This window comes from Pseudomonas sp. PAMC 25886, from assembly GCF_000242655.1.
Taxonomy (GTDB): Bacteria; Pseudomonadota; Gammaproteobacteria; order Pseudomonadales; family Pseudomonadaceae; genus Aquipseudomonas.
In genome coordinates this window covers 37,926-59,349 of sequence record NZ_AHHC01000031.1, presented here as the reverse complement: position 1 = coordinate 59,349, position 21,424 = coordinate 37,926, and the positions used below count along the sequence as shown (strand labels likewise).

The window sequence follows — 21,424 nt, the reverse complement described above, 5'->3', positions numbered from 1 at the left end:
ATAACGTCGCGGAGCAGTCCAACTCCCAGTAAACTGCACTCTATTTCCGAATCCTTCTCTTTCAGAGGTTTATGCATGACTCTCAGTCCTTTTGCGGGCAAGCCGGCACCAGCTCAACTGCTGGTAGACATCCCGCGACTGGTAACGGCCTATTACACCGGCCAGCCTGATGCAGCGATCTCCACCCAGCGCGTCGCCTTTGGTACCTCCGGGCACCGGGGCAGCTCGTTCGACCTGAGCTTCAACGAATGGCACGTGCTTGCCATCAGCCAGGCCATCTGCCTGTACCGTGAGGCCCAAGGCATCAACGGCCCGTTGTTCGTTGGCCTGGACACCCATGCGCTGTCCACCCCGGCGGGCGCCAGCGCCCTGGAAGTGTTGGCGGCAAACGGCGTGCACGTGATGCTTGCCGAAGGCGATGAGTACACCCCGACACCGGCGATTTCCCACGCCATTATTTGCTACAACCGTGGCCGTACCAGCGGCCTGGCCGACGGCGTCGTGATCACGCCTTCCCATAACCCGCCACAAAGCGGCGGCTACAAGTACAACCCGCCTAACGGTGGCCCGGCCGATACTCACATCACCAAATGGATCGAAGCCAAGGCCAACGAACTGCTGGCCAATAAACTGGCCGGGGTCAAACGCATCACTCACGCCCAGGCGCTGAAGGCTGACACCACCCATCGCCACGACTACCTCAACACCTACGTGGCCGACCTGGTCAACGTCATCGACTTTGATGCGATCCGCAACGCCGGCCTGCGCCTGGGCGTGGATCCACTGGGTGGAGCAGGGGTGCGCTACTGGTCGGCCATCGCCGAGCATCACCGCCTGAACCTGGACGTGGTGAACACCGAAGTCGATTCGACCTTCCGCTTCATGAGCGTCGACTGGGATGGCCAGATCCGCATGGACCCGTCCTCCAGCTACGCCATGCAAGGCCTGATCGGCCTCAAGGACCGTTACGACGTGGCCTTCGCCTGCGACCCGGACCACGACCGCCACGGCATCGTGACGCCAACCGGCGGCTTGCTGGCCCCGAACAACTACCTTGCGGTGTCCATCGACTATCTGTTCCAGAACCGTCCTGAGTGGCGCGCGGATGCCGCCGTGGGCAAGACCGTGGTCAGCAGCGGCTTGATCGATCGCGTGGCCAAACGCATCGGCCGCCGCCTGTACGAAGTGCCAGTGGGCTTCAAGTGGTTTGCCGACGGCCTGTTCGACGGCTCCCTCGGTTTTGGCGGCGAAGAAAGCGCCGGCGCCTCGTTCCTGCGCAAGGACGGCAGCGTCTGGAGCACCGACAAGGACGGTTTGATCCCGGCACTGCTGGCCGCAGAAATGACTTCACGCAAAGGCCAGGACCCGAGCCAGATCTACCGCGGCTTGACTGACGCGCTGGGCGAGCCGTTCGCCATCCGGGTGGACGCCAAGGCGACACCGGCGCAGAAAGCCTTGCTGGGCAAGTTGTCGCCGGACCAGGTGACGTCCAAGCAACTGGCGGGGGAAAGCATCCAGCAGATTCTCAGCCACGCGCCGGGTAACGACCAGGCGATTGGCGGGCTGAAAGTCATGACCGAAAACGGCTGGTTCGCCGCGCGGCCATCGGGCACCGAGGACATCTACAAGATCTACGCCGAGAGCTTTATCGGTGAAGATCACCTCAAGCAACTGGTGGAAGAGGCGCAGGTGTTGGTGGACGGGGCGATCTCGTCTAACTGACACCCCAATTGCACCTGTGACTGATTAACCTGTGGCGAGGGAGCTTGCTGTGGCGAGGGAGCTTGCTCCCGCTGGAGCGCGTAGCGCTCCAAGGATTTCGGGGCCGCTTCGCCCCCAGCGGGAGCAAGCTCCCTCGCCACACAAGCTCCCTCAGCACATTTAAATTCAGTCAAGCCAGGTCGACCAACACGATCTCGCTGTCCTCAACGGCAGTCACCCGCAACATCTGCTCATCCTCAATCGCCACACCGTCTCGAGCGTGTGCACGCAAGCCATTGACTTCAATCACCCCGGTCGCCGGCACCAGGTACGCCCGACGCCCGTTGTCCAGACGATACTCGGCACTTTCACCGGCTTTCAAGTTGGCCGCCACCAGGCGGGCATCGGCACGAATGCGCAGGCTTTCGCTGTCTCCGGCCTTGCCGCTGGCCAGGGTCACAAACCCTTCGCGATCACCTTTCGGAAACGGCTTGGCGCCCCACGACGGCGGTAAACCTGCCTCGTTGGGAATAATCCAGATCTGGAAAATCTTCGTCGGCGTGGCTTCCAGGTTGTATTCGCTGTGGGCGATCCCGGTGCCTGCGCTCATCACCTGCACGTCGCCAGCCTCGGTACGGCCCTTGTTACCCAGGTTGTCGGCATGGCTGATGGCGCCTTCCCGCACGTAGGTGATGATTTCCATGTCGCGGTGCGGGTGCTGCGGGAAGCCGGTGCCCGGTGCAATGAGGTCATCGTTCCATACCCGCAGGTTGCCCCAGTGCATACGCTTGGGGTCGTGGTATTCGGCAAAGGAAAAGTGGTGGTGAGCGTCCAGCCAGCCGTGATTGGCGCCGCCCAGAGTGTTGAAAGGTCGAAGTTCAAGCATGATCGTCTCCTGTGGATGGGGCCATGATCCATCAGCGCCAGATCGATAAAAAGCGTAAAAAATGCAGGATTCCTATCGAATGCTTCGATGCCGATGCTCAGGGCTTGTCTTCACTTCATCGCCTAACTGCCTGAGCGCAAAGTAATTGGCTGGAACTGAGGGGCATTTGCGGCGAACATAGGGCTCTTGTCCGAGTTAAAGCATCGCAGGAGTCCGCGTGCCGCAACACACCCCCGATCTGCCTCCCGAACTGCGGCCACTGGCCGAAATGCCCCTGTTGAAACGGCTTGCCGCCCGATTATTCGGACACGGCCTGACGCGGCTGCGCGCCCAGCACCGTTTTTCATGGCTGCATGGCCAGGCCGATGGCTTTCGCAGCGGCCACACGGCTGGTGTGGAGTACGGTTACCAGGAAGGCAAGGCGGATGGCATTGAAGAGGGCCGCCAGGTCCTGCTGATTCGCGACTTCCGCCCGGATGAACACACCGCGCCGGGCGTCGACGACGACTTGTTCGACGACTGGCGCCTGCCGCTGACCGCCGAGCTGAAAAAACGCATCAAGGCCGATGTGGCGCGCCTGTTGCCGGCGCATGCGCAGCCAAGCGCGGCCCAATGGAAGATGATTTTCAGCGATACGCCGTCCACTTCGGTGATTGCCGGTGCTGGCGCCGGCAAATCCACCTCGCTGGTGCTGCGTATCCTGCTGCTGACCCATTACCTGGGCTTTGAACTCAGCTCGATGACGGTGGTGACCTTCACCCGCGAGTCGCGCAAAGACTTCATCAACAAGCTCATGGACATTCTCGCCTTGTGGGGCCAACCCCTTGGCATTAAAGAAGCACAAGCGGTGGTGCGCACCTTTCACTCACGCATTCTGCCGATGGTGCGCAGCCTGCCGGGCCTTGAGCGCCTGCAAGCCTTTGAGAACCTCAACGCCCGCACCGAAGCGGGGTTTGATGAAGCCGACAGCAATCCGTTCGAACTGCGCATCAACGACGCCCAGCGCCAGCAGTTGAACGCCTGCTATCACCAGCTGCACGGCCGTCACGAACGCTTCCGCGAGCTGATTGCCCCGTTGGCGCGCCATGCCTTGCAGCTCAAGGAGCTGGAGCGCGACCATCCGGACGTGCAAAAACGCGTGGCCGTGACCGAACTGGCGGCCAAGCGCGATGAAGAACTCTGCGATGTGATCGAAGACCTGTGGTTTCGCGCGGGCGCCTGGCCGATCAAGGGGATTGAGCCCAATCGCCAGACCTTCGATATCAACGGTGCGCAATTTCACTGCCACGGCTACATCGCCGAACTCGATGCCTGGGTGGTACTCGGCTTCGACCCTCGGGAAAACGCCCAGGTCAGCCGCCCGGGCTCAAAGCTGTCGGTACGCGCAGAGTGGGCGGTCAAGCGCACGCTGTTTCAAGCTTTCTGTCGTAAACCATTGATATGGCTTGAAAGCTACGATTCATCCAAGCGGCTTTTGAGCAGTCTGGCGGGCGACGCAACAGCGGGCCCGGGCTTCGATTACAAGGTCAAGGGCGAGCTGAGTTCCGCGCCACTGCTAGACAGCTTTGTCGCCGCCGCCGGGTTTATCGAAAACCTGGGGCTGGACGTGCCCACGGCCGTGGGCAAGATGAGTTTTGCCAAGGATGACCCGGACCGCTTTTACTTCGAGGCCCTGAGCATCTTCTGGAAAGCCCTGGAAGATCATCTGCTGGACCAGTCGCCACCGGTCATGACCTATAACCGGATGTTCTCGCTGTTTGGCGAAAACACCCCGGAAAACCTCAAGCTGCTGAGCGACGGCCTGCTGCGACCGATGTCGCACCTGATGATCGACGAGTTCCAGGACGTGTCGCCGCAGATTGTCTCGTGGATCCGCGCCAGCCTGCGGGAGATTCGCAGCCGTGGCCCGGCCATGCACGTAGGGCGTGGCGCCCAGCGTTCTTCGCTGTTGTGCGTAGGGGATGACTGGCAGTCGATCTATGGCTGGCGGGGCAGTTCGCCCAAGTACTTCATGGAATTCAACAAGGAATTCCCGTCTCCGGCGACCACACGGGTGATGCTGGGCGAGAACTACCGCAGCCATCAGCACGTTATCGATGCCGCCGAACACATCGTGCGGGCCGCCCCGGCCATCAGCGGCAAGAAAGCCAAGGCGAGCGGTACCCCGAAGGCGCTGGTGCCGGTGACCGTGCGTGACCGGGATGACGCGGCCCTGGGCCAGCAACTGCTGGCGCACTATCAAAAGGGTGATTCGATATTAATGCTGTATCGAAAAAGCAGCGATAAGCTATTGATACAAGAGCATATTCAGTCTGTAGTTAATCTGGATTCTAGCTTGCCGTACGATGCCCGTCGGCTCAAGCAACTGACCTATCACAGCGCCAAGGGCTTGCAGGCGGATGCGGTGTTCCTGCTGGGAGATTGCCAGCATTTGACCAGTTCGCCGTACAAGAATCAGGTCTACCGCATGGCGGGCCTGGGCAAGGACGGCGATACCGAGCCTTACGACAGCGCGCAAAAAGACGAAGTACTGCGCCTGGCCTATGTGGGGATTACCCGGGCGGTGAGCCATTGCTACTGGTATGTCGAAGCGCAAGACGGCCAAGGGGTGAATGTGCCGAAAGCATCGGACCGGGTGGCCGGGGACAAAGCGTTTTTTGATGATCAGCGAAAATGAAAAAGGGCCACCCCAGGGTGGCCCTTCTTTTATGTCCGCAGCGACTAAGCCCGCAACGACAGCGGCGGCACAAACGACTCCAGCTCATCCTCGACGGCTTCAATGATCCGCTCCACGTCGGCGGCGTTCATTACCGTGGCGCAGGGAATGCCGGCAATCGCAATCAGGGTTTCTCCGCTGGCGCGGTCGAACAGGCGGGCGATCATGCTGCCGGGAGCGTCCATGCTCGCCTCAAAGCCCATGGGATGAAAATGCCAGCGCATCAACTGGCAGGCGTTGGGGAACGTCACTTTATTCATGTTGCCCACCTTGTTCATTGAGCGCTTCCTTTAGCTCGCTGCAGGGGCGCCATGACCGTCACTGGTCCTGGCCGTCGTGAGCCCTAAAAATAGCATTCGTTCGCATCCGGCAGGGGAGTTTTTTGGCCCCGTTCGGCAGTTGTTTTCAGGAAGTTTGATGTGGGTCATGTCCTACGTGGTAATGGGCTAAAGGCCATTAGTCAGAACTGTCAAATGGGCATTGAACCGGCCTGAAAAGTTGGGCAAGCTCGCAGGCTGTCCCAGCCTTAGAGCGCTCCATGCCCGACTTCATCCCGGATGACTCCCAGCAAACCCAAGCCACTGGCGAGTTGGTGCTGCGTCACCATCTGTGCTGGAAACACCGGGACCTGGACGGTGTGATGTCGTACTACCACCCGGACATCCAGTACCACGATTTCTTCCAGAACCGCGTCGTGGGGGCAGAGGACCTGCGCGAGTATCTGCAAGCCAGCATGCCCCGTGGCGCCGATGAGGCGATCGAGCACACCGACCGCATCCGCGCCGACGGCGACACAGCGTTCATTCAATACCGCATCACGTTGCGCGGCGGCCAGGGGCTGGTGTCGTTTCGCACCAGCGAAGCCATTACCGTGCGCGACGGCCTGATCTGGCGGGTCAACGAATACGCGTCCCTGGTGCACGAACAGTCCGCCAGCCGCAGCGAGACCACACGCCCGACCGTCAGCCGCCTGGGTCTGTCGCCCCAGCAACTGAGCTACATGGCCAACGACCTGCAACAGTACTTCCAGCGTCAGCAACCGTACCTGGACCCCGAACTGGACCTGCAACGGGTAGCGAAGGAGTGCGGGTACAGCCGCAACCAGATTTCCTACCTGTTGAACCAGGTGCTGGGCCAAAGCTTTTACCGCTACGTCAACCAGGCGCGCCTCCAGCATTTGCTCGCTGCACTGGATAACGCCACGCCACCGATACGCATCGATGAACTGGCGTTTGCCGCCGGTTTCAATTCGACATCGGCGTTCTATAGCTGCTTCCGCCAGCACACCGGCCAGTCGCCCAAGGCCTACGTCAAACAAATTTCCCTGCGTGCACGCGCGCAAGACAACCCCTGAGGCCAGGCTCTAGGATCACTGCCATCGAAGTGTGGTGGTGGAGCTTGGCATGCCTGCATGGCGCAATATCAGTTTATGGATGGACCAGTTGGACGAGCCGCTGGTGGCGCGCCCGTCCCTGGAGCACGACCTGGACGTCAACGTGGCCATTATCGGCGCCGGCTACACCGGGCTCTGGACCGCGTATTACCTGAAGCGCCAGGCGCCCGAGCTGAAGATAGCGATCATCGAAGCGCAAACCGCCGGCTTCGGAGCCTCGGGGCGTAACGGCGGCTGGTTGATGGGCAACCTGCTGGGGGAAGACCGGCTGCTGGCAGGGTTGTCCCCGGAGCAGCGCCGGGCCTCGTTCGACCTGCTGCATGCAATCCCTGATGAAGTGGCTCAGGTGATTGAGCGCGAAGGCATCGATTGTGACTACCGCAAGGGCGGCGTGCTGTATTGCGCCGCGCGCTACCCCGAACAGGAAGCCAGCCTGCGGGCCTACCTGGCCAAACTCCACGCCCAGGGCCTGACCGACGACGATTACCGCTGGCTCGGCCCGCAGCAGTTGGCCGAGCACATCCGCATCGCCAAGCCCTACGGCGGCATCTATGCCCCCCACGTCGCCACGATTCACCCGGCCAAGCTGGTGCGTGGCCTGGCGCGGGTGGTCGAACAGATGGGCGTCACGATTTACGAAAACAGCCCCGTGACCCACTGGCAATCCGGCAGCCTGCGCACGGCCAAAGCGTCGGTGCGCGCCTCATGGGTGGTGCCGGCGGTGGAGGGGTATGCCACGACATTGGCGCCGCTGGGGCGCTATCAGTTGCCGGTGCAAAGCCTGATCGTCGCCACCGAGCCGTTGCCGGCCAGCACCTGGGATGAGATCGGCCTGAACCGCGGCCAGGCGTTCGGCGAAAGCAGTCGACAAGTCACCTACGGCCAGCGTTCAGCCGATAACCGCCTGGTGTTCGGTGCCCGTGGCGGCTATCAGTTTGCCGGCAAGCTGCGGCACAACTTCGACCTCACCGACAGCGAAATCGAACTGCGTCGCTACCTGTTCGGTGAACTCTTCCCGCAGCTCAAGAAAGTCCGCATCACCCACGCCTGGGGCGGCAACCTCGGCATGTCCCGACGCTTCAAGCCGCACATGCTCTGTGATCACGCGGCAGGCATCGCCCTGGCCGGTGGTTACGGCGGCGAGGGCGTAGGAGCCAGCAACCTGGGCGGCCGCACTTTGGCCGACCTGATCCTGGGGCTCGACACGCCGCTGGTGCAGCAGCCGTGGGTGATCCAGCCGGGCCGGCTGGACGGGCTCAAGGCCTGGGAGCCGGAACCCTGCCGCTGGCTGGGTTACAACGCGATCATTCGCAGCTTTGTCCACGAGGACCAGGTGCTGGCCAACCCCAACACCGCGCCGTGGCGCCGCAAGTTGGCCAGCGGGGTTGCCGGGTTCATGGAAGGTTTCATGCACTAAGTCGTTTCAATCACCACAGGTATGAACATGAGCATTACCCAGTTCAAAGACACACTGAGCGCCCATTTGCCCGACTCTTCGCCGGTTGCCGTGCCATTGGGCACGCCGGTGGCAGTGGCCTCCACCCTGAGCGTGGAGCGCAACGACGGCGTCGAAACCGGCATCTGGGAATGCACGCCCGGGCGCTGGCGCCGGCAGATTGTGGCCCAGGAGTTTTGCCACTTTATCCAGGGACGTTGCACCTTCACCCCCGACAACGGGGAAATGCTCCACATAGAAGCCGGCGACGCACTGATGTTGCCGGCCAACAGCACGGGTATCTGGGACATCCAGGAAACCGTACGCAAGACCTATGTATTGATCCTCTGATTCTTTGATCTTTGATCGCCTGCCATAAAAACAGCCCTAAAACCGCCAGGAAATCGAACCATGAGACCCATTGCCCTGTTGCCGCTGGTATTTGTCGCCACCCTCAGCCAAGCCGCCGAGACGGTAAAGATCTACAACTGGTCGGACTACATCGCCCCCGACACCACCAAGAACTTCCAGAAAGAAACCGGGATCGGCTTCACCTACGACGTGTACGACAGCAACGAAACCCTCGACGGCAAGTTGATGACCGGCAAATCCGGCTACGACGTGGTGTTTCCTTCCAACCACTTCATGGCGCGGCAGATCCAGGGCGGGGCGCTGAAGAAACTCGACAAGAGCCAGTTGCCCAACTGGAAGAACCTCAATCCGGTGCTGCTCAAGGCCCTGGAAAACAACGACCCGGGCAACGCCCACGGCTTCCCTTACCTGTGGGGCAGCACCGGCATCGGCTACAACATCGACAAGGTCAAGGCCGTACTGGGGGACAACGCCCCGGTGGATTCCTGGGACCTGATCTTCAAGCCCGAAAACATGCAAAAGCTGCAGAAATGTGGCGTGGCGATCCTCGACAACGGCCCGGAACTGCTGCCGGCAGCGCTCAACTACCTGGGGCTGCCGCACCACAGCAAGAAGGCGGAAGACTACAAAAAGGCCGAGGACCTGCTGATGAAAGTACGGCCATACGTGGCGTACTTCCACTCCTCGAAATACACCGCAGACCTGGCCAACGGCGACATCTGCGTGGCCGTGGGCTTCTCCGGCGACATCCTCCAGGCCGAAAGCCGCGCCAAGGAAGCCAAGAACGGCGTGAACATCGGCTACAACATTCCCAAGGAAGGCGCCGCCATCTGGTTCGACATGGTCGCCATGCCCGCCGATGCCCCGGATGAAAAAGCCGGCTACGCGTTCATGAACTACCTGCTGCGCCCGGAAGTGATGGCCAGCATCACCAACTACGTGCACTACGCCAACGGCAACGCAGCGGCAGACAGCCTGGTAGACCCGGCGATCAAGAGCGACACCAAGGTGTACCCAAGCCCGGAAATGATGGGCAAGCTGTTTGCACTGGAAGCGATGCCGCTGAACATCGACCGGATTCGTACGCGGGTGTGGAACACGATTCGTACAGGTCGCTGATGGACGCAATGTAGGTAAGCAGTACTGGAGTAAGCAGGGATGGTTATTACAGTCATTACAAACAGTTCTAAAAAACCGGTATTTTTCACAGTAGTGCTTTACCGGTTTTTTTTACACAGTCTGATGGCGGGAAACCTATTTTCTAAAGGAGTTTTGCTATGTCAGGCGATCACAGTTCAAGCGAATACAGTCAGCAAACGAAAAAGCTGGAAAAGCATATTGCTGAGCATCGAGTGGAGGGGACATTCAAGGGGACACTGGAAAGTAATAGGGATCAAGAACGTCACCTGACGGCTTTCCAAGTGTCGCGCTCCGAGTCGAGCGAACGGTTGCGGGTATCAATTCTCGCACTCGACCCGTTGCATGCTGGGAATCGTATTGAGTTGTATTTTGATCTTCATAAAAACGCCCAGGCGACAGGCGGTACGTACCCGATCCCGGCAGATCCGGGTGGTGGTCCTTACGCGACGGCTTATCTAGGTGTAGAGATCCACGAGGTTTCCACCCACGCCGCCAGTGGCGAGTTGCGCATAGAAAAACATTCATCCGGACACATAAATGGCCGCTTGCGATTTGTTACTGAGGTTTTCGCGGGCGTTGTCTATACGGGTGACTTTATATTCGCTGTATAGGTCGGTTGCTTTTTCAACCTTGCGAGCGTCGTTACCGGCTTTTTGAAGCCCTCTGTTTCCAGAGGCAGCACTACCGTTTGATGAATGGCTAATGAGTTCCCGACATATTGATTCGGAGAATTTCATTAGTTATTCGTCATGCGCGCTCATATAAGCAAGCTGGAAAATACTTTTATAACCGTGGAAGGTTTCGGATCGACGCATCGGCAGCCGTCGGTGTCACTTGAACTTTCATTCACCTATAAAAGGTAACCCCTATGTCATCCATTGAACGTCTCCCTACCGGCGGAACCTGGACCTACCCCGAACCCTCCAGCACGGCCCGCCCGACCTTGCGTGGCACAGACGCAAGCGAACGACTGGAGGTCAATCGTGGTCAGGATTCCGTCATTATCGGCGGCGGTGGTGGCGACCAACTCGTCGGGCATGTGGGCCGTAACAGTTTCAAGTATGAAAAGCCTACCGACTCACTGGCGAGTGACCCAGACCGGATTTCCAACTTTAATCCCAAGGACGACCGGCTTGATCTTTCCAGGATGCTCAAAAAGTTGAATATAACGCAAATCAAACGGACAGAAGGACCGCCCCAACAGGTCGGGGATATGCAATTGACGTATTTGCGGCCCCAGGAAGTGGGCGTGTTGACGATTAAAGTAACGCCCGAAGGCGAGCACTTTGCTGTGCATGTCGATGGCGTTCATTTAACGGAAAAAAATATCAAGCTATTTAATAAACCCAAGTAGACTCGGGCCGGTTGCTGTTAGCGCTCAAGCATGACGTGCCGGACTGCTCCGGCTTGAGCGCTGACCGCGTCAAGGGTTTTCCAGATCATGCCCCAACGACTGGATAAACAACGAAAACAACTCCGGCTGCGACGAGATGTCCAGCTTGGCGTACAGATGCCGACGGTGAACCTTGACCGTGTCCGGCGAGATACTCAGCCGTTCGGCCATGGCTTTCGACGAAAACCCACGCAGCACCAACCGCGCAATCTCCAGCTCCCGCTCCGACAACACCCCGCAACCAAAATGACTCAGCGCATCGCGAATCTGACTGGCCATTTGCGCAGGCGCCGCCACCCGCTGGGTACTCTGCTGCCAATGCTGCTGCATCAACGGCAACACCCAGGCCGCCAACGTCGTCATCAACCCCGTTTCCTCCGCGGTAAACAGCCGCTGCATGCCCAACGACAGCGACAACGTGCCCGCGCCCGGCAGCTGCAGGATGAATTGCACCTCGTCCTCCAGCACGTTGTCGTGAAAGTAATTGAGGAAGTATTCACTCTGGCGAAAGTGATCCGGCGCCACTTCTTCAAGGCGGTACACGCCACTGGCATAGCCTTCGCGGCAGGCCTGGAAGAACGGGTCCAGCAAGTACAAACCGTTGAGGTACACCAGCATCGACGCCGGTTTGCTGCTGGGTTGGGCGTCGTACTCCTCCAATGCCTGGGGCGGGCCGTCGGCGGGGTAGAAAATCGCCAGGGCATTGTCGAAAGGCACGCATTGGTGCAACAACAGCACCAGTTGTTTCCAGAATCGCTCGGTGCCGATCTGTGCGACGGTACGGCCCAGGCCCGCGTGCATGCCGACTTCCCTGAACAGGCTCATGTGCCGCTCCCCGCAAAGAATGAGGCCGCAAGGGTTCGACTTTTGCCCGGCGGCGTCAAGGGGAGTACTCCAATAGGGGAATTGGCCGCCTTATACAGAGCGTTTAAGTTGGCCGTCAGTCAGCGAGGAACATACCCCGCGTCGCTTTGCCTTTTCGTTTCTGCCTCAAACCAAGAACAATCAAGAGGATAACGATATGAGTGCTTCTTCCACGCCCGACGGCGTGCTGAAACCCACCCTCAGTGTGTTCGACGTGGTGGCCATCACTGTCTCGGCGGTGACACCGGCCAGTTCGGTATTCGTGATTGCGCCGTTTGCGATCCAGCAGGCCGGCAGCGGGGTGTTCCTGGCCTTTGTGATGGCCGCGCTGCTCGCGCTGATGTTCGCCTTTTGCTACGCAGAACTCGGCCGCGCCCACAACAGCGCGGGCGGCGAGTACGTGTACGCCAAGCGGGTGTTCGGCGGCATGGCTGGCTACGCGACGTTTCTCACTGTATTGGTGATGTTGCTGTTTATCCCGCCGGTGCTGGCCACTGGCGCAGCGACGTACCTGAATAACGCCCTGGGCACCACATTCGACTCACAAACCGTGGCTCTGGTAATAGTGGTGTGCAGCTACGCCCTGGGTATCCTGAATATCAAGCTGAATGCCTGGATCACCGGCACTTGCCTGCTGCTGGAAGTGGCGGCGTTGCTGGTGATTGTGTTTATCGGCTTCGGTAACGCGGTGCAGCCGGTCAGCGTGTTGTTGCAACCGCAAATCGTCGAAAACGGCGTGTTGCACCTCGCACCCTGGGCGCTGGTAATCGGCGCGGTCGGCATCGGCCTGTTTTCGTTCAATGGCTACGGCCCGGCGGTGTTGCTGGCGGAAGACATGAAGTGCGGCGGCAAGGGCGTGCACAAGGCGGTGTTGTGGTCCCTGGGGCTGGTGGTGGTCATCGAACTGGTGCCGATCACCGCGCTGCTGATCGGTGCCCCGTCCCTCAGCGCGATGATCAGCAGCCCCGACCCGATTGGCTACCTGCTGACCAGCCACGGCAATGAAACCCTGTCTCGGCTGGTGAGTGCCGGGATCTTCCTGTCGGTGTTCAACGCCATCGTCGCCATCGTGATCCAGATTGGCCGGGTGGTGTTCAGCAGCGGCCGCGATGCGCTGTGGACGCCGACCATCAACAAACTGTTTACCCGGATTCATCCGCGCTGGGATTCGCCGTGGTTGGCTACGCTGTTCCTGGCGATTCCTTCGGCGTTGCTCAGCTTCAGTTCCAACCTGGCGGACCTGACGTCCTTCAGTGTGCTGCTGATCATGCTGGTGTACCTGATCGTCGCGCTGAGTGCGCTGATGAGCCGGGTCGTGCTGCGTGACCGTGAGCACCCGTATCGCATGCCGTTGTGGCCGGTGCCGGCCTTGCTGGCGGTGCTGGGCGCCGGCTACCTGTTGGTGACCCTGGCGATTGCCGCCTCGGTTCGCGACATCATGATTATCATCGGCCTGCTGGCGCTGTCGGTGATCCTGTATTGCATCAGTGGCCGGTTGAGTCCGGCGTTTCAGAAATTGTAAGGAGTGGTTATGCGCGCACGTCAAATGGGCATTACGTTGGGACTGGGTACGCCCGGTGAGTTGAATGCCATCACCGACGTTCCAGGGGTACGGGTCGGCCACAGCACGCTCAAGACCCGTATCGACGGCAAACAGGTGCGTACCGGCGTGACGGCGATCCAGCCGCGGGCCGGTGCTGCACGGCACCAGCCCTGTTTTGCCGGCTACCACGTGCTCAACGGCAACGGCGATGCCACCGGCCTGGAATGGATCAGCGAGTCGGGGTTGTTGACCACGCCGCTGGCTATCACCAACACCCACAGCATCGGCATCGTGCGCGACACACTGATCGCCCTGGAGCGCGAAAGCCTGGCAGACCCGGCGGTGTACTGGTGCATGCCGGTGGTGATGGAAACCTACGACGGTTTGCTCAACGACATCTGGGGCCAGCACGTCGGCCCGGAGCATGTGCGCGAGGCGTTGGCCAACGCTGAAACCGGGCCGGTGGCGGAGGGCGCCGTGGGCGGTGGCACCGGGATGATCTGCCACGAGTTCAAGGGCGGCATTGGCACCGCGTCGCGGCGGCTGCCGGCGGAGCAGGGCGGCTGGACCGTGGGCGTGCTGGTGCAGGCCAACCATGGCAAACGCCAGGAGCTGCGGGTGGACGGTTACCCGGTAGGCCGGCAGTTGATGGACATCCCGTCACCGTTTGCCTATCGCGGTACACCCGGCATGGGCTCCATTGTGGTGATCATCGCCACCGATGCGCCGTTGTTGCCCCATCAATGCCAGCGCCTGGCGCAGCGGGCGTCCATCGGCATTGCACGCACCGGCGGCGGCACCGAAGATTCCAGCGGGGACCTGTTCCTGGCGTTCGCCACCGGCAATCAGGATTTGCCGGTGGCCGATTACGGGCGCAAGGGTTTGCCCCTCAGCACGCGGCTGGACATGGTCAATAACGACCACATTTCGCCGTTGTTCAGCGCGGCGGCGGAGGCCGTGGAGGAAGCGATCATTAATGCGATTCTGGCCGGCGAAGAAATGACCACCGACCACGGTGTGCGGGTACCGGCACTGGATGCGCAAACACTCCTGCCGGCACTGCGCCAAACCGGCTGGCGCGATCAATAAATAGATTAAGTCTTGTCCCGGTAATACGGGACAAGTACTAAGATGGTGGCCATTCACTACTAACAATGACACGGTGACACTTTCTTAGTGCACCTCAATCAATACTTTGGATCCATTCCTCGCAAAACCACTTTAGCGGTATTTAATATTTAAATAGTTGTCTTTTTATAAGTCGCTACTAGCCAGCGTTTGCAGGAATTATTCGCCGCGCCATGTTTTGCCCCGCAAAAATAGCGCTGGACGAATGATTTCAAGTTGTGTCAGTTTTCTTTCGCCTTCAAAAGGGGCGAGTGATAGGACTTACTCGCCAGAGTGGGTTCTATCGGACAAAAACTGTTCCACTTGCAAACAAGGAAGTACGTTTATGTCAAAAGTAAAAGACAAAGCTATTGTATCGGCGGCTCAAGCAAGTACTGCCTATACGCAAATCGATAGCTTTAGCCATCAATACGACCGCGGCGGCAACCTCACGGTCAATGGCAAACCCTCGTTCACCGTTGACCAGGCCGCAGACCACCTGCTGCGTGAGAACGCCGCGTATCGGGACGTGGATGGCAACGGCAAGATCGACCTCACCTACACCTTCCTGACTTCGGCTTCCAACGCGACCATGAACAAACATGGGATCACCGGGTTCAGCCAGTTCAACACCCAGCAGAAAGCACAGGCCGTACTGGCCATGCAATCCTGGGCGGATGTGGCCAATGTCACCTTCACCGAGAAAGCCTCGGGCGGTGATTTCCACATGACCTTCGGCAACTACAGCGGCGGCCAGGACGGCGCAGCAGCCTTTGCCTACCTGCCGGGCACCAACGCCAAGTACAACGAAAGCGGCCTTGATGGCACTTCCTGGTACCTGACCAACAGCAGCTACACGCCGAACAAAACCCCGGACCTGAACAACTATGGCCGGCAGACCCTGACCCACGAGATCGGCCACACCCTGGGCCTGGACCACCCTGGCGACTACAACGCCGGGACCGGCAACCCTTCGTACAAAGACGCGGACTATGGACAGGACACGCGTGGCTACAGCGTCATGAGTTACTGGAGCGAGAGCAACACCAACCAGAACTTCAGCAAAGGCGGGGTAGAGGCTTACTCGTCCGGCCCGCTGATCGACGACATTGCCGCGATCCAGAAGCTCTACGGCGCCAACTACAACACCCGCGCCGGCGACACCACCTACGGCTTCAACTCCAACACCGGGCGTGATTTCCTCAGCGCCACTTCATCGGCCGACAAGCTGGTGTTCTCGGTGTGGGACGGTGGCGGCAACGACACCCTGGACTTCTCCGGTTTTACCCAAAACCAGAAGATCAACCTCAATGAGACCTCGTTCTCCGACGTTGGCGGCCTGGTGGGCAACGTTTCCATTGCCAAGGGAGTGACCGTGGAGAACGCTTTCGGCGGCTCGGGCAACGACCTGCTGATCGGTAACGCCGCCGCCAACATCCTCAAGGGCGGTGCCGGCAACGACATCATCTACGGCGGTGGCGGTGCAGACCAGTTGTGGGGCGGCGCAGGTTCGGACACTTTCGTGTTCGGGTCCAGCTCGGATTCCAAGCCGGGTGCGGCCGACAAGATCTTCGACTTCACCTCGGGTTCGGACAAGATCGACCTCACCGGCATCACCAAAGGTGCAGGCCTGACCTTCGTCAATGCCTTCACCGGTCACGCTGGCGATGCGGTGCTGTCCTACGCCTCGGGCACCAACCTGGGCACCTTGGCCGTGGACTTCTCCGGGCACGGAGTGGCGGATTTCCTCGTCACCACCGTCGGCCAGGCAGCGGTCAGCGACATCGTGGCCTGATACACGGGTAAAGGAGGGCGGCGCGCACGCGCTGCCCTCTGCCCTTGCGTCCACCCCTTGAACGGGCGATGGTGATGACGTTATTTCGCACTACAGTGGCCTGGGGTTTCCAGGCAATGCTTATGTCGGCAGGAGCCTCAGCAATGGCAAGCAGTCTGGTTTTACCTACGTCGGCGCAACTGGCCGGGCATTGGGCGCTGCACCAGCAGGAACAGGTGTGCGCGCTGGACTTGATCGAACAAGCCAACGCGCTCGGCGGGGATGTAGCGTGCGCCGGACAATGGCTGGGGGAAGCGCCCGTTAGTTGGACGCCGACTCCCGACGGTATTTGGTTGATGAATGCCGAAGGCACGGGCATTACACATTTGAATCGCCAGAAAGAAGGCGAATATGAAGGGCGCTCCAAATCTGGCGCGGTGTTGTTATTACAACGCGCACCTTAATAGTTCGTTATAACGATATAACCCGATTTTAATGTTTGCCCGCCCTTTAATGGGGCGCCGGGCAAACTATTGCGCGTCATTCGGCTCAGGGAAGATCAGGCAACATGGCGAAGACCACTCCCATTGCACCACTGTTTAAAGCACTCGGTGATTACAAAAGTATTCTGATCAGTATTGGCTGCTTCACCGCATTGATTAACGTATTGATGCTGGTGCCGTCGATTTATATGTTGCAAGTCTACGACCGCGTGCTGTCGTCCCAGAACGAAACCACCCTGGTGATGTTGACGCTGATGGTGGTGGGCTTCTTCGCGTTTATCGGCGTGCTGGAGGTGATCCGCAGCTTTATCGTGATTCGCATCGGTAGCCAGTTGGAGCGGCGTTTTAACCTGCGGGTGTACAAGGCCGCCTTCGAGCGCAACCTGCAACGGGGCGAGGGCCACGGCGGCCAATCCCTGGGGGATTTGACCCACATCCGCCAGTTCATCACCGGGCCTGCACTGTTCGCGTTTTTCGATGCGCCGTGGTTTCCGATTTATCTGTTTGTGATCTTCCTGTTCAACGTGTGGCTAGGGGTGTTGGCCAGCGCCGGGGCCGTGCTGCTGATCGGGCTGGCGTGCCTCAACGAGTACCTGACCAAAAAGCCCCTGGGCGAAGCCAGCGGGTATTCCCAGCAATCCACCCAATTGGCTACCAGCCACCTGCACAACGCCGAAACCATCCAGGCCATGGGCATGCTGGGTGCGTTGCGCAAGCGCTGGTTCAAGGTGCATTCGCAGTTTCTGGGCTTGCAAAACAAGGCCAGCGACACGGGCTCGATCATCAGTTCCCTGAGTAAATCCCTGCGCCTGTGCCTGCAATCCCTGGTGCTGGGCCTGGGCGCATTGCTGGTGATCAAGGGCGACATGACCGCCGGGATGATGATCGCCGGTTCGATCCTGATGGGTCGGGTATTGAGCCCCATCGACCAGTTGATTGCCGTGTGGAAGCAATGGAGCTCGGCCAAGCTGGCCTACCAGCGCCTCGACAACCTGATGCGCGAGTTCCCGCCCCAGGGCGAACAGATGGCCTTGCCGGCGCCCAAGGGCCAGGTGAGTTTCGAGCAGGTCAGCGCCGGCCCGCCCGGGCGGCGTGTGCCGACCTTGCATCAGGTCAGCTTCAACCTGGCGGCCGGTGAAGTGCTCGGCGTGCTGGGCGCCTCGGGCTCCGGCAAGTCGACCCTGGCCCGTGTGCTGGTGGGCGTGTGGCCCACCCTGGCGGGCACCGTGCGCCTGGACGGTGCTGACATCCATCGCTGGGACCGTGACGACCTCGGCCCGCATATCGGCTACCTGCCCCAGGACATCGAACTGTTCAGCGGCAGCATCGCCGACAACATCGCACGCTTTCGCGAAGCCGACCCGCAGTTAGTGGTGCAGGCCGCCCAGCAAGCCGGCGTGCACGAACTGATCCTGCGTTTGCCCCACGGCTACGACACCGTGCTCGGCGACGAAGGCAGCGGCCTGTCCGGTGGCCAGAAACAACGGGTCGCCCTGGCCCGCGCGTTGTATGGCGGCCCGCGGCTGATCGTACTGGATGAGCCCAACTCCAACCTCGACACCGTGGGCGAAGCCGCCCTGGCCAGCGCGATCATGCAGATGAAGGCCCAGGGCAGCACGGTGGTGCTGGTGACGCACCGCTCCTCGGCGTTGGCACAGGCCGACAAGCTGCTGGTGCTCAACGAGGGCCGCTTGCAGGCGTTCGGACCCAGCCAGGACGTGCTGCGGGCGCTGTCCGGCCAACAGGAAGCACCGCGAGAAAAGGTCGGGGTCAGCCTCAGCCGTCAGTATCAAGCCGGAAGGAATCCAGGCGCATGAGCAGCGACAGCAGCATTCAAATCAACCGCGATTACGAACAGACTCACCCCGAACATGGCGCACGTTTCTTTGCCCGCATGGGCTGGCTGCTGACGGTGGTCGGCGCCGGTGGTTTCTTCCTGTGGGCCAGCCTGGCGCCGCTGGACCAGGGCATTCCGGTGCAGGGCACCGTGGTGGTCTCGGGCAAGCGCAAGGCCGTGCAAACCCTGAGCCCCGGTGTGGTCAGCCGGATCCTGGTGCGTGAAGGCGAGGCAGTGAAGCAGGGCCAGCCGCTGTTCCGCCTCGACCAGACGCAAAACCAGGCCGACGTGCACTCCCTGCAAGCCCAGTACCGCATGGCCTGGGCCAGCGTGGCGCGGTGGCAGAGCGAGCGTGACAACCAGTCGACGATCACCTTTCCGGCGGAACTGAGCGGTAACCCGGATCAAGCCCTCGCCTTGGTTCTGGAGGGCCAGCGCCAACTGTTCAGCAGCCGCCGCGAAGCCTTTGCCCGGGAACAGGCCGGGATTCGCGCGAATATCGAGGGCGCCACCGCCCAACTCAACGGCATGCGCCGCGCCCGCAGTGACCTGACCGCCCAGGCCCAATCCCTGCGCGACCAGTTGAACAACCTGCAACCCTTGGCCGACAACGGCTACATCCCGCGCAACCGGCTGATGGAATACCAGCGGCAGCTGTCCCAGGTGCAACAGGACCTGGCGCAGAACACCGGCGAAAGCGGGCGGGTGGAGCAGGGCATTCTTGAATCGCGGCTCAAGCTGCAACAGCACAGCGAGGAGTACCAGAAGGAAGTCCGCAGCCAGCTGGCCGACGCGCAACTGCGCAGCCTGACCCTGGAGCAGCAACTGACCTCCGCGGGGTTCGACCTGCAGCACAGCGAGATCAACGCCCCGGCCGATGGCATCGCGGTCAACCTGAGCGTGCACACCGAAGGCGCCGTGGTGCGTGCCGGTGAAACCCTGCTGGAAATCGTGCCCCAGGACACCCGCCTGGAAGTGGAAGGGCGCTTGCCGGTGCACCTGGTGGACAAGGTCGGCACCCATTTGCCAGTGGACATCCTGTTCACCGCCTTCAACCAGAGCCGCACGCCCCGGGTGCCGGGGGAGGTGAGCCTGATTTCTGCCGACCAGATGCTCGACGAAAAAACCGGCATGCCGTACTACGTGCTGCGCACCACCGTCAGCAGCAGCGCCCTGGAGAAACTCCATGGCCTGGTGATCAAGCCAGGCATGCCCGCCGAGATGTTTATCCGCACCGGCGAGCGCTCCTTGCTCAACTACCTGTTCAAGCCGCTGCTGGACCGCGCCGGCTCGGCGTTGACCGAGGAATGAACATGAAACCGATGTTCATCGCCTTGCTACTCGCCTGCAGCAGCGCCCAGGCCGCCATGGGCCCGTTTGATGTCTACGAACAGGCCCTGCGCAACGACCCGGTGTTCCTCGGCGCCATCAAGGAACGTGACGCCGGCCTGGAAAACCGCACCATTGGCCGCGCCGGCCTGCTGCCCAAACTGTCGTACAACTACAACAAGGGCCGCAACAACTCTCAGGCCACCTTGCCGGACGGGCGCGGCGGCAATTATCACGACGACCGCAACTACAACAGCTACGGCTCTACCTTCACCCTGCAACAGCCGCTGTTCGACTACGAAGCCTATGCCAACTACCGCAAGGGCGTGGCCCAGGCGCTGTTTGCCGACGAGAGTTTTCGCGACAAGAGCCAGGCGTTGCTGGTGCGGGTGCTGACCTATTACACCCAGGCCTTGTTTGCCCAGGACCAGATCGACATTGCCCGCGCCAAAAAGAAGGCGTACGAGCAGCAGTTCCAGCAGAACCAGCATTTGTTCCAACAAGGCGAAGGCACCCGTACCGATATCCTCGAAGCCGAATCCCGTTATGAGCTGGCCACCGCCGAAGAAATCCAGGCGCTGGATGAGCAGGACGCTTCGCTGCGGGAGCTGGGTGCGCTGATCGGCGTGCAGAGCGTCAACATCAACGACCTGGCGCCACTGAACCCGGGGTTTGCCGCCTTCACCCTGACGCCGGCCAACTACGACACCTGGCACGAACTCGCCCTGACCAACAACCCGACCCTGGCCTCGCAACGCCAATCCCTGGAAGTGGCGCGCTATGAAGTGGAGCGCAACCGTGCCGGGCATATGCCACGGGTAACGGCCTATGCCAGTTCGCGGCAGCAGGAATCCGACAGCGGCAACACCTACAACCAGCGCTACGACACCAACACCATTGGCGTGGAAATCAGCATGCCGCTGTATGCCGGTGGCGGGGTCTCGGCCTCCACCCGCCAGGCCAGCCGCGCCATGGAACAGGCCGAGTACGAGCTGGAAGGCAAGACCCGCGAAACCCTGATCGAACTGCGTCGCCAGTTCAGCGCCTGCCTGTCAGGCGTCAGCAAGCTGCGCGCCTACCAGAAGGCCCTGACCTCGGCCGAAGCGCTGGTGGTGTCGACCAAGCAAAGCATCCTCGGCGGCGAGCGGGTCAACCTCGATGCGCTGAACGCCGAACAGCAGCTGTACAGCACCCGTCGCGACCTGGCCCAGGCGCGCTACGACTACCTGATGGCCTGGACCAAATTGCATTACTACGCAGGCAACTTGCGCGACACCGACCTGGCCAAGGTGGATGAGGCGTTTGGCCCTATGAGCCGCTGATGCCTGGATGAGTATTGCCGGGAGCAGGGGACTTTTGGGGTGGGGGAGCTTGTTGTGGTGGAGGGAGCTTGCTGTGGCGAGGGAGCTTGCTCCCGCTGGAGTGCGCAGC

Annotated in this window: 18 protein-coding genes; 15 read left to right on the top strand and 3 right to left on the bottom strand. The window is 60.6% G+C overall.

Translation table 11 applies throughout. The features are described from left to right. Positions 1 to 75: 75 nt before the first annotated feature. Positions 76 to 1,722, top strand: a complete 1,647-nt coding sequence (gene pgm / locus MUM_RS0109780) for a phosphoglucomutase (alpha-D-glucose-1,6-bisphosphate-dependent) (protein WP_010169432.1) — start codon at positions 76 to 78, stop codon at positions 1,720 to 1,722. A gap of 169 nt (positions 1,723 to 1,891) precedes the next feature. Here pgm and MUM_RS0109775 read toward each other — a convergent pair whose 3' ends face one another. Beyond that, entirely contained in the window at positions 1,892 to 2,587 is a 696-nt protein-coding gene (locus MUM_RS0109775) for a pirin family protein (RefSeq protein WP_010169431.1), read from the bottom strand. Between the two features lie 217 nt (positions 2,588 to 2,804). Here MUM_RS0109775 and MUM_RS0109770 point away from each other — a divergent pair, with 217 nt between their 5' ends. Further along, positions 2,805 to 5,264: a UvrD-helicase domain-containing protein gene (locus tag MUM_RS0109770; protein ID WP_010169430.1), complete on the top strand. Its 2,460-nt coding sequence runs from the start codon at positions 2,805 to 2,807 to the stop codon at positions 5,262 to 5,264. A 44-nt stretch (positions 5,265 to 5,308) separates the two neighbouring features. Here MUM_RS0109770 and MUM_RS0109765 read toward each other — a convergent pair whose 3' ends face one another. Then, positions 5,309 to 5,581 carry a DUF1652 domain-containing protein gene (locus tag MUM_RS0109765; RefSeq protein ID WP_003217129.1) on the bottom strand — a complete coding sequence of 91 codons (273 nt, stop codon included), beginning with the start codon at positions 5,579 to 5,581 and terminating at the stop codon, positions 5,309 to 5,311. 260 nt (positions 5,582 to 5,841) lie between these two features. On the opposite strand from MUM_RS0109765, the gene MUM_RS0109760 reads away from it, so the two are divergent. The 6 genes from MUM_RS0109760 to MUM_RS0109735 all read left to right on the top strand — a co-directional run bounded on the left by MUM_RS0109760 (position 5,842) and on the right by MUM_RS0109735 (position 10,997). Beyond that, complete coding sequence (locus tag MUM_RS0109760; protein ID WP_010169424.1) at positions 5,842 to 6,657, top strand: helix-turn-helix transcriptional regulator; 816 nt, start codon at positions 5,842 to 5,844, stop codon at positions 6,655 to 6,657. A 49-nt stretch (positions 6,658 to 6,706) separates the two neighbouring features. After that, positions 6,707 to 8,113: an NAD(P)/FAD-dependent oxidoreductase gene (locus MUM_RS0109755; RefSeq protein ID WP_010169422.1), complete on the top strand. Its 1,407-nt coding sequence runs from the start codon at positions 6,707 to 6,709 to the stop codon at positions 8,111 to 8,113. A gap of 27 nt (positions 8,114 to 8,140) precedes the next feature. After that, positions 8,141 to 8,482 carry a cupin domain-containing protein gene (locus MUM_RS0109750; protein WP_010169420.1) on the top strand — a complete coding sequence of 114 codons (342 nt, stop codon included), beginning with the start codon at positions 8,141 to 8,143 and terminating at the stop codon, positions 8,480 to 8,482. 60 nt (positions 8,483 to 8,542) lie between these two features. Beyond that, positions 8,543 to 9,622: a polyamine ABC transporter substrate-binding protein gene (locus MUM_RS0109745; RefSeq protein WP_010169417.1), complete on the top strand. Its 1,080-nt coding sequence runs from the start codon at positions 8,543 to 8,545 to the stop codon at positions 9,620 to 9,622. A 158-nt stretch (positions 9,623 to 9,780) separates the two neighbouring features. Further along, positions 9,781 to 10,254 carry a hypothetical protein gene (locus MUM_RS0109740; protein ID WP_010169413.1) on the top strand — a complete coding sequence of 158 codons (474 nt, stop codon included), beginning with the start codon at positions 9,781 to 9,783 and terminating at the stop codon, positions 10,252 to 10,254. A gap of 257 nt (positions 10,255 to 10,511) precedes the next feature. Then, positions 10,512 to 10,997 carry a M10 family metallopeptidase C-terminal domain-containing protein gene (locus tag MUM_RS0109735; protein WP_010169411.1) on the top strand — a complete coding sequence of 162 codons (486 nt, stop codon included), beginning with the start codon at positions 10,512 to 10,514 and terminating at the stop codon, positions 10,995 to 10,997. Between the two features lie 69 nt (positions 10,998 to 11,066). Here the strand turns inward: MUM_RS0109735 and MUM_RS0109730 are convergent, their stop codons facing one another. After that, positions 11,067 to 11,861, bottom strand: a complete 795-nt coding sequence (locus MUM_RS0109730; RefSeq protein WP_010169409.1) for a helix-turn-helix transcriptional regulator — start codon at positions 11,859 to 11,861, stop codon at positions 11,067 to 11,069. 196 nt (positions 11,862 to 12,057) lie between these two features. Between MUM_RS0109730 and MUM_RS0109725 the strand changes: the two genes are divergently transcribed. From MUM_RS0109725 to MUM_RS0109695, 7 genes are all read left to right on the top strand, one after another. Continuing rightward, positions 12,058 to 13,422 carry an APC family permease gene (locus tag MUM_RS0109725; protein WP_010169406.1) on the top strand — a complete coding sequence of 455 codons (1,365 nt, stop codon included), beginning with the start codon at positions 12,058 to 12,060 and terminating at the stop codon, positions 13,420 to 13,422. Positions 13,423 to 13,431: 9 nt separating this feature from the next. Next, positions 13,432 to 14,532 (top strand): DmpA family aminopeptidase, encoded by a 1,101-nt coding sequence (locus tag MUM_RS0109720; RefSeq protein WP_010169404.1) that lies wholly within the window; start codon positions 13,432 to 13,434, stop codon positions 14,530 to 14,532. Between the two features lie 364 nt (positions 14,533 to 14,896). Next, positions 14,897 to 16,345, top strand: a complete 1,449-nt coding sequence (locus MUM_RS0109715) for a serralysin family metalloprotease (protein WP_010169402.1) — start codon at positions 14,897 to 14,899, stop codon at positions 16,343 to 16,345. Positions 16,346 to 16,419: 74 nt separating this feature from the next. After that, on the top strand, positions 16,420 to 16,788 hold the full coding sequence (locus tag MUM_RS0109710; RefSeq protein ID WP_029615827.1) for an AprI/Inh family metalloprotease inhibitor: 369 nt from the start codon (positions 16,420 to 16,422) through the stop codon (positions 16,786 to 16,788). Positions 16,789 to 16,892: 104 nt separating this feature from the next. Then, positions 16,893 to 18,644, top strand: a complete 1,752-nt coding sequence (locus tag MUM_RS0109705) for a type I secretion system permease/ATPase (protein ID WP_010169396.1) — start codon at positions 16,893 to 16,895, stop codon at positions 18,642 to 18,644. Beyond that, the gene (locus MUM_RS0109700) at positions 18,641 to 19,975 is read left to right on the top strand and encodes an HlyD family type I secretion periplasmic adaptor subunit (RefSeq protein ID WP_010169394.1); all 1,335 of its coding nucleotides are present in this window, start codon (positions 18,641 to 18,643) and stop codon (positions 19,973 to 19,975) included. The genes MUM_RS0109705 and MUM_RS0109700 overlap by 4 nt, the downstream gene beginning before the upstream one ends. Positions 19,976 to 19,977: 2 nt before the next feature. Beyond that, positions 19,978 to 21,315 (top strand): TolC family outer membrane protein, encoded by a 1,338-nt coding sequence (locus MUM_RS0109695; RefSeq protein ID WP_010169390.1) that lies wholly within the window; start codon positions 19,978 to 19,980, stop codon positions 21,313 to 21,315. Positions 21,316 to 21,424: the final 109 nt, after the last annotated feature.

What these genes read in the sequence shown, in the direction of transcription:
- MUM_RS0109695 (WP_010169390.1), top strand. Translation starts at nt 19,978, where the DNA reads ATGAAACCGATGTTCATCGCCTTGCTACTCGCCTGCAGCAGCGCCCAG.
- MUM_RS0109705 (WP_010169396.1), top strand. Translation starts at nt 16,893, where the DNA reads ATGGCGAAGACCACTCCCATTGCACCACTGTTTAAAGCACTCGGTGAT.
- MUM_RS0109765 (WP_003217129.1), bottom strand. Translation starts at nt 5,581, where the DNA reads ATGAACAAGGTGGGCAACATGAATAAAGTGACGTTCCCCAACGCCTGC.
- MUM_RS0109745 (WP_010169417.1), top strand. Translation starts at nt 8,543, where the DNA reads ATGAGACCCATTGCCCTGTTGCCGCTGGTATTTGTCGCCACCCTCAGC.
- MUM_RS0109735 (WP_010169411.1), top strand. Translation starts at nt 10,512, where the DNA reads ATGTCATCCATTGAACGTCTCCCTACCGGCGGAACCTGGACCTACCCC.
- MUM_RS0109720 (WP_010169404.1), top strand. Translation starts at nt 13,432, where the DNA reads ATGCGCGCACGTCAAATGGGCATTACGTTGGGACTGGGTACGCCCGGT.
- MUM_RS0109775 (WP_010169431.1), bottom strand. Translation starts at nt 2,587, where the DNA reads ATGCTTGAACTTCGACCTTTCAACACTCTGGGCGGCGCCAATCACGGC.
- pgm (WP_010169432.1), top strand. Translation starts at nt 76, where the DNA reads ATGACTCTCAGTCCTTTTGCGGGCAAGCCGGCACCAGCTCAACTGCTG.
- MUM_RS0109725 (WP_010169406.1), top strand. Translation starts at nt 12,058, where the DNA reads ATGAGTGCTTCTTCCACGCCCGACGGCGTGCTGAAACCCACCCTCAGT.
- MUM_RS0109730 (WP_010169409.1), bottom strand. Translation starts at nt 11,861, where the DNA reads ATGAGCCTGTTCAGGGAAGTCGGCATGCACGCGGGCCTGGGCCGTACC.
- MUM_RS0109755 (WP_010169422.1), top strand. Translation starts at nt 6,707, where the DNA reads ATGCCTGCATGGCGCAATATCAGTTTATGGATGGACCAGTTGGACGAG.
- MUM_RS0109710 (WP_029615827.1), top strand. Translation starts at nt 16,420, where the DNA reads ATGACGTTATTTCGCACTACAGTGGCCTGGGGTTTCCAGGCAATGCTT.
- MUM_RS0109750 (WP_010169420.1), top strand. Translation starts at nt 8,141, where the DNA reads ATGAGCATTACCCAGTTCAAAGACACACTGAGCGCCCATTTGCCCGAC.
- MUM_RS0109740 (WP_010169413.1), top strand. Translation starts at nt 9,781, where the DNA reads ATGTCAGGCGATCACAGTTCAAGCGAATACAGTCAGCAAACGAAAAAG.
- MUM_RS0109760 (WP_010169424.1), top strand. Translation starts at nt 5,842, where the DNA reads ATGCCCGACTTCATCCCGGATGACTCCCAGCAAACCCAAGCCACTGGC.
- MUM_RS0109715 (WP_010169402.1), top strand. Translation starts at nt 14,897, where the DNA reads ATGTCAAAAGTAAAAGACAAAGCTATTGTATCGGCGGCTCAAGCAAGT.
- MUM_RS0109700 (WP_010169394.1), top strand. Translation starts at nt 18,641, where the DNA reads ATGAGCAGCGACAGCAGCATTCAAATCAACCGCGATTACGAACAGACT.